The following is a 12879-nucleotide window of genomic DNA, read 5'->3' as shown; positions in this document are numbered from 1 at the left end:
TTGATGTTTCGTCAGACAACTCCGAAAGCGGTCATGCTACTTCCGGCTCAGCCCACTGCACCCCATCGCACCAGGTCGGAGAGGACCGGCGCGGGCATCGGGACACACGAGAAACACAGCTCCCACGCCGCCGGAGCCGTCCCCCGTCCGCCCTTCCGTACTTCGATCGTTTGAGGATGCTGATGCTTCGTGCTGGATCGTCACCGAGAGGCCGGCGCTCCGCTCCCGTTCTCGTGTGGCTGCTGCCCACCGTCATGACGGCGGCCGCCGCTGTCGTCGCCGCGTCGGTGGCTTCCACCGGCGCCCGCGCGGGAGTCGTCTGGTGCGGGGTGGTGGGCACCGCGGCGGTGGCCGTGGTGGCCACCGAGGCGGCGCGCCGCGGGCGTGCGCTGGCGGCGCTGCGCGAGCGGTACGCCCAGCAGGAGAGCGAGCTGCGCCACCGGCTGGCCCGACAGGAGGCCGCGACGGTCCAGCTGGCCAGGGTCGCCCTGCCCGAGGCGGTCGCCCGGCTCCAGCGCGGCGAGTTCACCGAGGACGTGCTGAAGACGTACGAGTCCCACGACGGCGTCGTCGGCCCGGAGTTCCAGGCCGCCCGGCAGGCCGTGCTGCGCACCGTCCTGGAGGCCGTCGACAACGAGGAGGGCCTGCGCGAGTCCGCCCAGCGGGCCTTCGTGAACATCGCCCGCCGCGTCCAGGCCATCGTCCACCGCCAGGCCCAGGACCTGCGTGAGATGGAGGACCGGCACGGCAACGACCCGGCGGTCTTCGACGACCTGCTGCGTCTGGACCACGGCAACGCGCTGGTCGGCCGCCTCGCGGACAGCATCGCCGTCCTCGGTGGCGCCCGCCCCGGCAGGCAGTGGGGCAAGGCGGTGCCGCTCTACAGCGTGCTGCGCGGCGGCATCTCGCGAATCCTGGACTACCAGCGGGTGGAACTGCACCCGGTGTCCGAGGTCGCCGTCGTCGGCCCTGCCGCCGAGCCGCTGATCCACGCGCTCGCCGAGCTGCTGGACAACGCGACCCGCTACTCGCCGCCGCAGACCAACGTGCACCTGACCGCCGTCGAGGTGCAGACCGGCATCGCGATCGAGATCGAGGACGGCGGCCTGAGCCTGAGCGAGGAGGGCCGGGCCCGCGCCGAGCGGATGCTCAAGGAGGCCCAGGCCGGCATCGACCTCAACGACCTCGGCGAGACCCCCCGGCTCGGCCTGGCCGTGGTCGGCCGCCTCGCGCAGGCGTACGGCTTCCAGGTCTCGCTGCGGCCCTCCGCCTACGGCGGCGTGCGCGCCGTGCTGATCGTGCCGCAGGACCTCATCACCACGGCGCCCGCGACCGGCCGGGCCCACGGCATCGGCGCCTCCAGCCCCCGGCCGTTCCCGGCCACCGTTCCCCGGTCGGCAGGCGGAGCGCGGCCGTGGGGGTCGAGGACGATAACCGCCACCTCCGCGGGGTCGTCCTTCAGGTCCTCCCCGGGGGCCGTTCCGGAGCGGGCCCCGGCCGACAGCGAGATTCCGGGGGTGAGCGAGCCGACCACGAACGGCCTGCCGCAGCGCCGCCGCCACGCCATGCCCTCCCGGACAGGCGCTCCGGAGCCCTCCAGGGTCCCCGAGCCGGCCCAGGAGCCGGTACAGCCCGGTATGTGGCTGGCCGCGTTCCACGAGGGGGTGAACGGCCACGCGCCGTCCACCGGTGCGGCCGGCCATACCAGTGATGATTCGTCAGGTAAGGGTGAGCAGTGATTCAGCAGCGGACCAACATGGACTGGATGCTCAAGGAGCTGGCGGACGGCGTCCCGCACACCCGCCACATCGTCGTGCTCTCCGCCGACGGCCTGCGGATGGCCCAGTACGGCACCGACACCGACACCGCCGACCGCCTCGCCGCCGCCTGCGCCGGCCTGCAGAGCCTGGCCGCCGCGGTCGGACACGAGTTCCCGCACGGCGACGGCCGGATGCGGCTGGTCGTGATCGAGGTGAGCGGCGGCTTCTTCTACCTGATGGCGGCCGGCGCCAGAGCCTACCTGGCGGTGCTGGCCGACGAAGGCGTCGACGCCGGACTGATGGGCCATCGGATGCGCGACCTGGTCGCCCGGATCGGCGCACATCTCAGCACACCTCCGCGCAACGGCGAGCAGGTCGCGTGAGCGAGCGAACCATGCAGGCGGTACCCGTGCGCGAAGAGCTCGCCGAGCCCTGCGAGGCGGGCACATGAGCGCAGCCGACCAGGACTGGGAGGAAGACAGCCCCGAACGTCTCTATGTGATCACGCGCGGCCGCAGCGGTCTGGCCGAGCGGACCACGTTCGACCTGGTCACCCTGATCGTCTCCCGCTCGGAACCGGAACCCACGATGCAGCCGGAGCACGCGGCGATCCTCCGGATCTGCGGCTCTCCGCTGTCCGTGGCCGAGATCTCCGCCTACCTGCGGCTGCCGATGAGCGTGGTCACCGTGCTGCTGGCGGACCTCCTCGCCGAGGAACGGATCGAGGCCCGTGCCTCCGTCCCGAAGGCGATCCTTCCCGACCGTGCCCTGTTGGAGGCGGTGATGCATGGACTTCAGAAGCTCTGAGCTGGTGATGGGGCCGCAGAGCGCGGACCTGCTCCCGGCCTCGGCCACCATGGCGGTCAAGGTGGTGATCGTGGGCGGCTTCGGCGTCGGCAAGACGACCCTGGTCGGCTCCGTGAGCGAGATCCGCCCGCTGACCACCGAGGAGACGATGACGCAGGCCGGAGCGGGCATCGACGACATCGCCGGGGTCGAACGCAAGACCTCCACGACGGTCGCGATGGACTTCGGCCGGATCAGCATCAGCGACGAACTGGTGCTGTACGTGTTCGGCACCCCCGGGCAGGAGCGGTTCTGGTTCCTCTGGAACGGCCTGTTCGAGGGAGCCCTCGGCGCGGTCGTGCTGGTCGACACCCGCCGGCTCGAGGTCAGCTTCGACGTGATCGGGCGGCTGGAGGACCGCGGCGTGCCCTTCGTCGTCGCGGCCAACACCTTCCCCGAGTCGCCGACCTACCCGATCGAGGACCTGCGGACCGCCCTGGACCTGCCCCCCGAGGTGCCGATCGTCGCGTGCGACGCCCGGACCCGCGAGTCCAGCCGGGACGTCCTGATGGCCCTGATGCGCTACCTGCACAACCTCTCGGCCCCGCCCGTGCGGTGACCGCACCACCGTCGGCCGCCATCGGTCCTCTCACGACCGACCAGCGCTGCACGACGGCTCCCTCGCACCGACCGCCCCCGATGACCGTTCACGACGACTGCCCCACGACGACCGCCTCACGCTGACCCCGGAGATACCGTGACCACCCCGTTCCCTGACGACGCCTCCCTCACCCCGCCGCCCGGCTGCCCCGCCCACGGGCTCGGCGCCGACGGCCTCCGCCGGCTCTACGGGCCGGAGGCCGAGGCCGACCCGGCGGGCCTGTACGAGAAACTCCGCGCCGAGCACGGCGAGGTGGCGCCCGTGCTGCTGCACGGTGACCTGCCGGCCTGGCTGATCCTCGGCCACTCCGCGAACCTCACGGCCATGCGCACGCCCTCCCGGTTCTCCCGGGACTCCCGCCGCTGGACGGCGTTCAAGAAGGGCCTGGTCACCCCGGACTCCCCGCTGATGCCGGTGATCGCCTGGCAGCCGCTGTGCGTGTTCGCGGACGGCGAGGAGCACAAGCGCCTGCGCGTGGCGGTCACCGACAGCCTGAACCGCTTCGACCGGCGCGGGATGCGCCGGTACGTCACCCGCTTCGCCGACCAGCTGATCCAGGACTTCGGGCCCACCGGCCAGGCCGAGCTGGTGGCCCAGTTCGCCGAGCACCTGCCGATGCTCGTGATGACGCAGCTGGTCGGGATGCCCGACGAGTACGGGCCCCGACTGGTCGAAGCCGCCCGGGACTTGATGAAGGGCACCGAGACGGCCATCGCGAGCAACGACTACGTCGTGGCGACGCTGCGCCGGATGATGGACCGCAAGCGAGTGGCGCCCGGCGCCGACCTCGTCTCGTGGCTGATGCAGCACGACGCCGGGCTCACCGACGACGAGGTGCTGGAGCACCTGCGGGTGGTGCTGCTCGCCGCGAACGAGACGACCGTCAACCTGATCGCGGACACCCTGAAGATGGTCCTCACCGACCGGCGGTTCCGCGCGCACCTGTCCGGCGGCCACATGACGCTGCCCGACGCCCTGGACCAGGTCCTCTGGGACTCCGCTCCGATGTCGCTGGTCGCGGGCCGCTGGGCCACCGGCGACACCGAACTCGGCGGCCAGCAGATCAAGGCCGGCGACATGCTCCTGCTCGGTCTCGCGGCCGGCAACGTCGACCCGGCCGTCCGTCCCGACCTGTCGAAGCCGCTCCACGGCAACCGCTCCCACCTGGCCTTCGGCGGTGGCCCGCACGAGTGCCCCGGCCAGGACATCGGCCGGGCCATCGCGGAGACCGGCATCGACATCCTGCTCACCCGTCTGCCGGACCTCCAGCTCGCCATTCCCGAGGACGAGTTGACCTGGACCTCGGCCTGGCTCTCCCGGCACCTGGTCGAGCTTCCGGTGCACTTCACCCCGCGGACGAAGCCCGAGGGGAAGGCGGCGGTTGCCGCAGGTACCGCACCCACGACACCGCCGGCGACGCCGCCCGCACCGCCCGCCGCCCCGCAGGCCGAGCCGACCGAGGCGCCCGCAGGCCCGGCCGCCACTGCCACCATCCCCCGGCAGCGGCGCGGCTGGTGGAGCATCCTGACCGGAAGGTTCCGGCGCTGACGGCGGCGGCCGCCAATCGCACCGTCACGCACGACAGAGCGACCCACGACGACGGGGGCCGTTGACACGGCCCCCGTCTCGCACATTCCCGCCTGCGTGCGGTCCGGGCAGCTCCAGGACGTGGCTGCGCTGTGGGGACACCCAGGGTTGCTCTCGGCCACCCGTCTAATGTGGTGACCGTGATAGATGCCGATGATGTCCGCCGTATCGCGCTGTCCCTCCCGGAGACCGCCGAGAAGGAGGCGTGGAGCATGCCCACGTTTCGGGTGGCCGGGAAGATGTTCATCACGGTCCCCGATGATCAGACGTCCTTCGCCGTGCGGTGCCCCAAGCACGACCGGACGGAGTTGATCGCTGCTGAGCCGGAGAAGTTCTGGGTGCCGCCGCACGAGGCGAGTTCCGCCTGGGTGCGCGTGCGACTCGGCACTCTGGAGGACATGGCCGAGCTGTACGACATTCTGGTGGACTCCTGGAAGCAGGCCGCGCCGAAGCACCTCGTGGAGGCCTTCATCCCGCTGGGCCCCGGTGGGGCCGTTCAGGCCTGACCCGACTCCATCACGACCGGGTGGCGACGCCTGCAGTGCTAGCCACTGACCCCTCGTGTGGAACTTCCGCTCCCCCGCCCGTCCCGGGCCGGGCCCCAGGAAGGCCCGGGACGAGCCGAGCGCTGCTCAGTCGTGACCCGTCGCCCATTTGATGGAGCAGCCCATGCTCGCTCGATGCGGTTCCGGTACCGGCTTGCCCGCCAGCACCGAAGCGATCGCCCCGCGCAGCAGGTTCCCGGTGACCGGCTTGCGGTTACCGGGAGTCGACTCGTCCATCGCACCCCGGTAGGCCAGCTCCCGCTCGGAGTTGAAGAGGAAGAAGTCCGGTGTGCAGGCGGCACGGTAGGCACGGCCGACGGACTGATCGCCATCGATGAGATAGGGGAAGGCCCAGCCGGTTCGTGCGACCTGTGCGCGCAACCCGTCCGGGCCGTCGCTGGGCACGATCTCGGGGCTGTTGCTGCAGATCCCCACCACCGCGAGATCCGGGAATTCGTTCACCAGTTCCCCGAAGGCGTGCTCCACGTGCCTGACGTACGGGCAGTGGTTGCACAGGAACGCAACCAGCAGGGCCGGAGCGGCAGCGAAGTCGTCGCGCGCCACGGTCCGGCCGTCGAGCGCGGGCAGCGAGAAGTCGGCGGCGGGGGTCCCGAGGGGGACCATGGTCGAGGATGCAGCCATTGTCGTGATCCTGTCTGCGCGGACGTGTCGTCATCGTAGGACTCGTCCGCCGGACGGGGCGGGAGCGACAGGCCACCGCTCCGAGGCGCAGGCCTGACCCGCCGCGATGCGGTGCGGGCCGCGTGGCCCAACGCCTTGGTCCGGGTGGGGTGTTGACCCCGGATGACACTGATGGCAGCCATCAGATCCGGGAGCTCGGCGAGCCCGGACGTTCGTCGGCGAGATCGCGGGTCTCCGCAGGGCCTTCCGTCCGGGGTGACGACGCCCCGGCTCCCGCCGCTCCGGTGGCAAGGAACGAGCCCGCCAGGATGAGGCCGAAGGAGAGGAGGATGCCCGCCGTCAGTGGTTCACCCAGGAAGGCGACGCCTGCGCCCACCGCCACCGCCGGGTTCACATAGGTGAAGACGACCGCTCGGGTCGGGCCCGCCTCTCGGATCAGTTCCAGGAAGACGACGAAGGCGAGGGCAGTGCAGACGACGCCCAGGCCGGCCAGCGACACCCAGACCTGGGCGGTGGGTGCGGTCGCCGGCCAGGTTGCCGCGGCCGCCGGGGCGTAGACGACCGCCGCGAGCGCCAGACAGGGAGCGATCAGCTGGAGCGTGGATACCTGCTTGAGGTGGCGGGCGACGATCAGCGGCGCGGTGGCGTACCCCAGGGCCGTGATCAGCACCTCCGTCAGCGACCACGCGTCGCCGCCGGACAGGTGCGGCACGGTGAGCACGGCGACGCCCGCCAGGCCCAGGCCGAGGCCGGTGAGGCGGCGCGCGCCGAGGTGTTCCGCGGCGCCGAGGTAACGGCCGAACGCGCGCGACGCGACGAGCCCGAGGATCGGTACGGCGGCGATGAGCAGGCCCGAGGTGGAGCTGGAGAGGTGGCGTTCGGCGTCGGTCAGTGTCCACCACGGCCCGAGGATCTCCAGGCCGGCGAACACGAGCATCGGACGCCAGTGGGTGCGCAGGACCCGGCCGAGACCGCCCTGGCGCAGGGCGAACGGCAGCAGAAGTACGGCCCCGAGCGCGCAGCGGACGAAGACGACGCCGGAGGGGGACATGCCCTCCACCGCCACCTTGATCATCAGGTACGGGATGCCCCAGATGACGCTCATCAGGGAGAAGAGGAACCAGCCACGTGCAGTCACCCGGACAGTGTCGGGCGGGTCAGCGACCCATGTCTTGAACGCTGTTGCGGTACGCGGCCGGGGTCACCCCCAGCACCCGGCGGAACCAGCGCGTCAGATGCGCCTGGTCCGCGAAGCCGACCAGGCCCGCGACCTCGGCGGGGCGCAGGCCCTTGTCCAGCAGCGCGCGGGCCCGCGTCACCCGGTGCTGGGCGAGCCAGGCGTACGGCGGCATGCCCACGGTGTCGCGGAAGACGCGCAGCAGCTGATATCGGGAGAGGCCGAAGGCGGTGGCGAGTTCGGCAAGCGCGGGCGGCGCGAGGAGTTCGTCGGCCAGCCGGTCCCGGACCGCGCGGGCGATGTCGCCGGCGCCGGGGACCGTGTCGCGTACGGGGCGGGCCGAGCCGTGCCGCCTGGCGAGCGCGGTGAGCAGCCACGGCACCCGCGACTCGGCTTCCAGGGCGTCCAGGGTGTGCGAGCTGAGTTCGGTGTGGGCGGCGCGCAGGGCGGTGGCGAGTTCGGGATCGTCGAGGACGGGTTCGGGGAAATGCGGCAGAGCCTCGGTCCCCTCCGTGAGCAGCGGCCGCGCGGCGTACAGCGCCCGGTACGCGTAGCCGTCGGAGGTGCCCGGCCCGCCGGTGTGCACCTCGCCGGGCTCGAGGACGACGATCGATCCGGGGCCGACGTGGAGACGCCCGCCCCGGTAGTCGATGACTTCTGAGCCTCCGACACAGACCCCGATCGTGTACTCCTCGTGACTGTGCGGCGCGTACACGTGCCGGTCGAAGCGGGCGGTCAGCAGATCGAGCGACTGGCTCGGGCCGAGCGGAGTCCGGGTCCATATCGCCTGTTCACGGCCCGCCCTCGCGCCCATCTCGTGCCTCTCGCCTCATCCGCCGAGCTCGGGCACCCGGCGGTCACCTTCTGGAACGCCGTTGCCCCGTCTTCCATGCCGCGTGCCAGGCTGGGTTCCCGCGGTGGTCTTCGCTGTGGGAGGTGCTCCGGGGCGCACCGCGGTGGGCCGACGGCCGGCATTCACCACTTGCTGATCTGGATGGTGTCACCGTACTGGCCGCCGCTGCGGATGGAGATCTGGACGCGGGCGGTCCAATCCGTGAAGCTCTGGCCAGGATGGTGGGCGGCCATGTCGAGCGAGGTGCAGCCGCTGGGCGGGGTGGTGCCCGGGTTGCCGTTGATCACTCGGATCGGACCGTAGCCGGTCTGGACGGCGGTGTCGACCTTGTAGATGAGGACGCCCGTCGAGCAGGGGTTCGGGTCGGCGTAGGCGGCCCGGCGGGACTCGGCGACGTACGCGGTGGTGTCGCTGGTGCGGATCACCGCGATCTTGGTGCCGCCGGTGTACTCCACCGCGTTGAGGTCGACGGTGGTCCAGCCGGGGCCGGGGAGGCAGGCGACCTGGCTGTCGTCGATCCAGCCCAGCTTCCATCCTTCCCAGCCGACGTACTGCGGCGCCGGGCCGCCGACCTTGCCCATCACGTCCCACCCGCCGACGTAGGCGTGCTGGTCGGTGCCCGTGAAGGCGTACAGGTCGGGCAGACCGAAGGTGTGCCCGGTCTCGTGGTCGGCGATCCTGGGGCCCCAGTACCACATGTCCTGACCGAAGGTCACCGCCCACTTGATGCGAGTGCCGTTGGCGGTGACGCCGGCCGTGCCGGGGTCGTAGACGTAGGTGGGGGTGAAGCTGATCGCCGGGGCGGACCTGGGCGGAACGACGTAGACCAGGTCGTACCGGGAGAAGTCCGCGTACGGCGCGGCGGCCTGGACGGCGTCCCGGACGTACGCCTCGTGCTGTTCGAAGCTGATGCCGCGCTGGAAGCCGTACGAGGTGGAGTACTGCGGCATCCGGAGCCAGCGGTTGAGTGGGGTGATGGCCAGCCAGGTGCGGCCGTAGGAGGCGTTCCACATCCAGTCGGCCGCGGGGGTGAGCTGGGCGGTGTAGGTGGAGGTCGGTCCGTCGGCGGGGGCGTCGGGGAAGTCGACGAAGAGCGTCAGCACCCGCTTGGTGCCCAGTGGCTGCTGGAAGCGGGTGCGGTCGGTCCAGTGCCCCTCGTCGGTCCAGCCGGTGGTGCCGGACAGCGCACAGGACGACGCCTGCGCGGCGGCGGCGGCGGGCTCGGCGGGGGCGATGAGCAGGACGAGCGCGCCGATGAGGGCGAGTACGGCGGCCAGTGGCCGCGCGATCGTGGTGGGGGCTTGCACGGGTGTGCCTCCTGGGGGCGAGGACGGTGTGGGGCGTTCGCGACGGCGGCCGCCGGGACGTGGGGGTGCCCGGCGGCCGCCGTCGCGCGAGGAATGGGGGTGGCTACTGCTTGCTGACCGTGATCGTGTCGGAGAGCGGGCCCCGGCGCAGGACGTCGATCCGGACTCCGGTGGCGGGGTCGGTGAAGGACCGTCCCGGCCCGAAGGCGGCCATGTCGAGCGCCTTGCAGCCGTCCGGTGGTGTGGTGCCCGGGTTGCCGTTGACGACCTGGACGGGCCCCTCACCGGTCTGGGCGGCGGTGTCGACCTTGTAGACGAGCACGCCGGTGGAGCAGGCACCGGCGTCCCCGCCGACGGCCCGGCGGGATTCGGCGACGTACGCGGTGGTCTCGCCGGTACGGATCACCGCGATCTTGGTGCCGCCGGGGCGTTCGACGGCCTCCAGGCGGACGGTGCGCCTGCCGGTCGCCGGCAGGCAGGCGACCTGGCGGTCGTCGATCCATCCCAACTTCCAGCGCTCCCAGCCGAGATGCTGCGGGGCCGGGCCCGAGATGAGGCCCATCAGATCCCAGCCTCCGACGAAGCGGTGGTAGTCGGTGCCGGTGAAGGCGTACAGGTCGGGCAGGCCGAAGGTGTGCCCGGTCTCGTGCGCGGCGACCTTGGGGCCCCAGTGGTACATGTCCTGACCGAACGTCACCGCCCACTTGAGGCGATTGCCGCCCACCACGATGCCGGGGGTGGTCGGGTCGAACAGGTAGGTGGGCGAGAAGCTGATCGCGGAGGCGGCCTTGGTGGGGACGATGTAGAGCATGTCGTACCGGGAGAGGTCGGTGTGCGGCGCGGCTGCCTCGACGGCCTGGCGCACGTAGAGCTCGTGCTGCTCGAAGGTGATGCCGCGCTGGAAGCCGTAGGACGCGGAGTCCTGCGGCATGTGCAGCCAACGGTTCAGTGGGGTGATGTCGAGGCGGGTCCGGCCGTACGAGTCCTCCTTCAACCAGTCGGCGGCCGGTGCGAGTTGGCGGTAGTAGTCGGCGAGGTCGCCGGTGGCCGGGGCGTCGGGGAAGTCGACGAACAGCATCAGCACGTGCTTGGTGCCGACTGCCTGCTGGAACTGCGCGTGGTCGGTGTCGTGGCCCTCGTCGGTCCAGCCGGTTCTGCCGGGCAGGGCGCACGCGGCGGCGGGAGCGCCGGTCGGCCGGGCGGTGTCGGCGAGGGCCGGGGTGGCGGTCACCAGCGGGAGGGTTGCGGCGAGGGCGGCGGTGAGCGGGAGCAGTCTCATCTCTCTCCTTCGGTACGGGTTTCAGATCCGGTCGGCGGCCAGGTCCATCAGGCGGGCGAGGACGCGGCCGCCGGAGGCGGTCACGCCGTCGTGCTCCCACTCGTTGGTGACCCAGGCCCGCAGTGAGCCGATCGAGCGGGCGGTGCGCAGCGACAGGCCGGCGTCCACGTACATGTCGTCGTGGTAGATCGCGGCGGCCACCGGCACCCGGTTGGCGGCGAGCCGGGCCGGGTCGTAGAGGTCGGGCCAGTCGGTGCGTTCGGCGAGCAGCTCGACGGCCTCGGCGAACGGGCGCAGGCCGGCGATCTCGCGGAACATCCAGGGGTAGATCATCTCGCCGGTGAGCAGCAGCGGGTCGGCGTCCTCGGCGAACTCGGGGTGGGCGGCCAGGGCACGGGCGGCGGCCCAGCCGGTGGCAGCGCCGGAGTGGCCGTAGATGGACTCCTGCAGGGCGGCGAAGAGCGGGTTGTCGGTGAAGGCGGTCAGCTGCATGACCTGGCGCAGGAAGGTGGCGGAGGGTTCGCCGTCGGCGTCGAGGGCCTCCTCCAGCAGCCAGTGCAGGCGGGCGGAGCCGTCGCCCATGCCGAGCATCAGGCCGAGGGTGCGCAGCCGGCGGACGGTGAGCCGGTCGCCGTCGGGCAGGTGGACCGGACGGCGGCCGAGCAGGTCGGCGATGCGGCGGAGCAGCGCGCGGTCGCCGGGGTGGCGGGTGTAGTGGGCGGTGACCTTGTCACGGACCCGGGGGTAGGTGGCGGCGTACACGTCGTCGGCGGTGGTGTGGAGGCCGGGCAGGCCGCCGGTGACGTAGCAGGCGTGCAGCCCCTCGGGCGCGTGGGAGAGGTAGCTGAGGGTGAGGAAGCCGCCGTAGCTCTGGCCCAGCGTCTCCCAGGGCCGGTCTCCGCACAGTTCACGTCTGATCAGCTCGGCGTCGGCGACGATCGAGTCGGCCCGGAGGAGGGCGAGGTGGCCGGCGAGCCGCCGCGGCGAGTCGAAGCGGGTGGCCGAGCGGGCCGTCACGGGGGTGGAGCGGCCGGTGCCGCGCTGGTCGAGCAGCAGTACCCGGTGGGTCTTCAGCGCGTGGTCGAGCCAGCCGGCGGTGGCGTTCAGCGGGCGCGGCGACTTCCCGCCCGGGCCGCCCTGGAGGTAGAGCAGCCAGGGCAGTTGGTCGTCCGCTCGCACAGGGTCGGCCAGCTCGCGCGCGAAGACCTCGATCGTCGCGCCGCCGGGTTCGGTGTGGTCGAGCGGCACGGTGAAGACGTGGTCGGTCATCGCGAGCCCGGGCAGGCGATGGCTGTTCAGAATCACAGGGTCTCCGGGTAGTGGCAGGCGACTTCGTGTCCGGGCGCGACCTCCCGCAGGACGGGCCGCTCGGCGGCGCAGCGGTCGGCTGCTATGGGACAGCGAGAGCGGAAGCGGCAGCCGCTGGGCGGGTTGAGCGGGCTGGGCAGGTCGCCGCGGAGCACGATCCGCTCGCGGGCGCGTTCGGCGTCCGGGTCGGGCAGCGGTACGGCCGACAGCAAGGCACGGGTGTACGGGTGGGCGGGCGAGCCGAGGAGCGTGTCACGGTCGGCGGTCTCGACGACGGCGCCCAGGTACATCACGGCGATGCGGGTGCTGATCTGGCGGACGGCGCCGAGGTCGTGCGCGATGAACAGGTAGGCGAGGCCGTACTCGTCCTGGAGGTCCTGGAGCAGGTTGAGGATCTGGGCCTGCACCGACACGTCCAGGGCCGAGACCGGCTCGTCGCACACGACCAGCTTCGGTCGAAGCGCCAACGCCCTTGCGATGCCGATGCGTTGGGCCTGACCGCCGGAGAACTCGTGCGGGTGGCGGTCGGCGTGTTCGGCGCGCAGGCCGACCCGTTCCAGCAGTTGCTCGACCGGTTCGCCGGGGGTGAGCCCCTGGTACCGATGGGACGAGGCGAGGATGCGGCGAACGGTCTGCCGGGGGTTGAGCGAGGAGAACGGGTCCTGGAAGACCATCTGCAGCTCGCGGCGCACCGGGCGCAGGGCCTGCTCGTCCAGGTCGGCGAGATCCTGCCCGGCGAACCGGATGGTGCCGGACGTGGGGCGTTCCAGCCGGGTGAGCAGGCGGGCCACGGTGGACTTGCCGCAGCCGGATTCGCCGACCAGGCCGAGCGTTTCGCCCGCCTCGACCCTGAGCGAGACGCCGTCGACGGCGGTGACGTGCCCGGCGAGGCGCCGGGTGAGGCCGTGGCGGACCGGGAAGCGCTTGACCAGCTCCCGGGTTTCCAGCAGGGCGGTCATACCGTCGCCTCCAGG

13 protein-coding genes are annotated in these 12879 nt (G+C 72.0%); 6 read left to right on the top strand and 7 right to left on the bottom strand.

The window, feature by feature from the left end; genetic code table 11:
- The first annotated feature begins 182 nt into the window (after nt 1-182).
- The 6 genes from FB465_RS33500 (at nt 183) to FB465_RS33475 (ending at nt 5300) form a co-directional block, all read left to right on the top strand.
- A complete protein-coding gene (locus tag FB465_RS33500) occupies nt 183-1739 on the top strand; it encodes a sensor histidine kinase (protein WP_145797751.1) in 1557 nt (518 codons plus the stop codon).
- Nucleotides 1736-2143 (top strand): roadblock/LC7 domain-containing protein, encoded by a 408-nt coding sequence (locus FB465_RS33495; RefSeq protein WP_145796630.1) that lies wholly within the window; start codon nt 1736-1738, stop codon nt 2141-2143. Before FB465_RS33500 ends, FB465_RS33495 begins: the two co-directional genes overlap by 4 nt.
- Before the next feature lie 64 nt (nt 2144-2207).
- Nucleotides 2208-2567 (top strand): DUF742 domain-containing protein, encoded by a 360-nt coding sequence (locus tag FB465_RS33490; RefSeq protein ID WP_145796628.1) that lies wholly within the window; start codon nt 2208-2210, stop codon nt 2565-2567.
- Nucleotides 2548-3165: a GTP-binding protein gene (locus tag FB465_RS33485; RefSeq protein WP_145796626.1), complete on the top strand. Its 618-nt coding sequence runs from the start codon at nt 2548-2550 to the stop codon at nt 3163-3165. Before FB465_RS33490 ends, FB465_RS33485 begins: the two co-directional genes overlap by 20 nt.
- Before the next feature lie 138 nt (nt 3166-3303).
- Nucleotides 3304-4755: a cytochrome P450 gene (locus tag FB465_RS33480; RefSeq protein ID WP_145796624.1), complete on the top strand. Its 1452-nt coding sequence runs from the start codon at nt 3304-3306 to the stop codon at nt 4753-4755.
- A 179-nt stretch (nt 4756-4934) separates the two neighbouring features.
- Nucleotides 4935-5300, top strand: coding sequence for an MmcQ/YjbR family DNA-binding protein (locus FB465_RS33475; RefSeq protein WP_145796622.1), 366 nt, complete (start codon nt 4935-4937; stop codon nt 5298-5300).
- Nucleotides 5301-5426: 126 nt separating this feature from the next.
- On the opposite strand, the gene FB465_RS33470 is transcribed toward FB465_RS33475, so the two are convergent.
- The 7 genes from FB465_RS33470 to FB465_RS33440 all read right to left on the bottom strand — a co-directional run bounded on the left by FB465_RS33470 (nt 5427) and on the right by FB465_RS33440 (nt 12864).
- Nucleotides 5427-5981 (bottom strand): thioredoxin family protein, encoded by a 555-nt coding sequence (locus FB465_RS33470; RefSeq protein WP_145796619.1) that lies wholly within the window; start codon nt 5979-5981, stop codon nt 5427-5429.
- Between the two features lie 181 nt (nt 5982-6162).
- Nucleotides 6163-7119 carry a DMT family transporter gene (locus tag FB465_RS33465; protein WP_145796617.1) on the bottom strand — a complete coding sequence of 319 codons (957 nt, stop codon included), beginning with the start codon at nt 7117-7119 and terminating at the stop codon, nt 6163-6165.
- A 19-nt stretch (nt 7120-7138) separates the two neighbouring features.
- Nucleotides 7139-7972, bottom strand: a complete 834-nt coding sequence (locus tag FB465_RS33460) for an AraC family transcriptional regulator (protein WP_145796615.1) — start codon at nt 7970-7972, stop codon at nt 7139-7141.
- 161 nt (nt 7973-8133) lie between these two features.
- Entirely contained in the window at nt 8134-9318 is a 1185-nt protein-coding gene (locus tag FB465_RS33455) for a M6 family metalloprotease domain-containing protein (RefSeq protein ID WP_145796613.1), read from the bottom strand.
- A gap of 103 nt (nt 9319-9421) precedes the next feature.
- Entirely contained in the window at nt 9422-10597 is a 1176-nt protein-coding gene (locus FB465_RS33450; protein ID WP_145796611.1) for a M6 family metalloprotease domain-containing protein, read from the bottom strand.
- Nucleotides 10598-10618: 21 nt separating this feature from the next.
- Nucleotides 10619-11866 carry an alpha/beta fold hydrolase gene (locus FB465_RS33445; RefSeq protein WP_145797750.1) on the bottom strand — a complete coding sequence of 416 codons (1248 nt, stop codon included), beginning with the start codon at nt 11864-11866 and terminating at the stop codon, nt 10619-10621.
- 32 nt (nt 11867-11898) lie between these two features.
- Entirely contained in the window at nt 11899-12864 is a 966-nt protein-coding gene (locus tag FB465_RS33440; RefSeq protein WP_145796610.1) for an ABC transporter ATP-binding protein, read from the bottom strand.
- Between the last annotated feature and the right edge of the window lie 15 nt (nt 12865-12879).

It is taken from the genome of Kitasatospora atroaurantiaca (assembly GCF_007828955.1).
In the GTDB taxonomy this organism is placed as follows: Bacteria; Actinomycetota; Actinomycetes; order Streptomycetales; family Streptomycetaceae; genus Kitasatospora; species Kitasatospora atroaurantiaca.
The sequence above is the reverse complement of the archived record's forward strand: the minus strand, read 5'-3'. Positions and strand labels throughout refer to the sequence as shown.

Coding starts and splice junctions, on each gene's coding strand:
- FB465_RS33500 (WP_145797751.1), top strand. CDS start 183: ATGCTTCGTGCTGGATCGTCACCGAGAGGCCGGCGCTCCGCTCCCGTT.
- FB465_RS33490 (WP_145796628.1), top strand. CDS start 2,208: ATGAGCGCAGCCGACCAGGACTGGGAGGAAGACAGCCCCGAACGTCTC.
- FB465_RS33485 (WP_145796626.1), top strand. CDS start 2,548: ATGGACTTCAGAAGCTCTGAGCTGGTGATGGGGCCGCAGAGCGCGGAC.
- FB465_RS33470 (WP_145796619.1), bottom strand. CDS start 5,981: ATGGCTGCATCCTCGACCATGGTCCCCCTCGGGACCCCCGCCGCCGAC.
- FB465_RS33460 (WP_145796615.1), bottom strand. CDS start 7,972: ATGGGCGCGAGGGCGGGCCGTGAACAGGCGATATGGACCCGGACTCCG.
- FB465_RS33450 (WP_145796611.1), bottom strand. CDS start 10,597: ATGAGACTGCTCCCGCTCACCGCCGCCCTCGCCGCAACCCTCCCGCTG.
- FB465_RS33445 (WP_145797750.1), bottom strand. CDS start 11,866: ATGACCGACCACGTCTTCACCGTGCCGCTCGACCACACCGAACCCGGC.
- FB465_RS33440 (WP_145796610.1), bottom strand. CDS start 12,864: ATGACCGCCCTGCTGGAAACCCGGGAGCTGGTCAAGCGCTTCCCGGTC.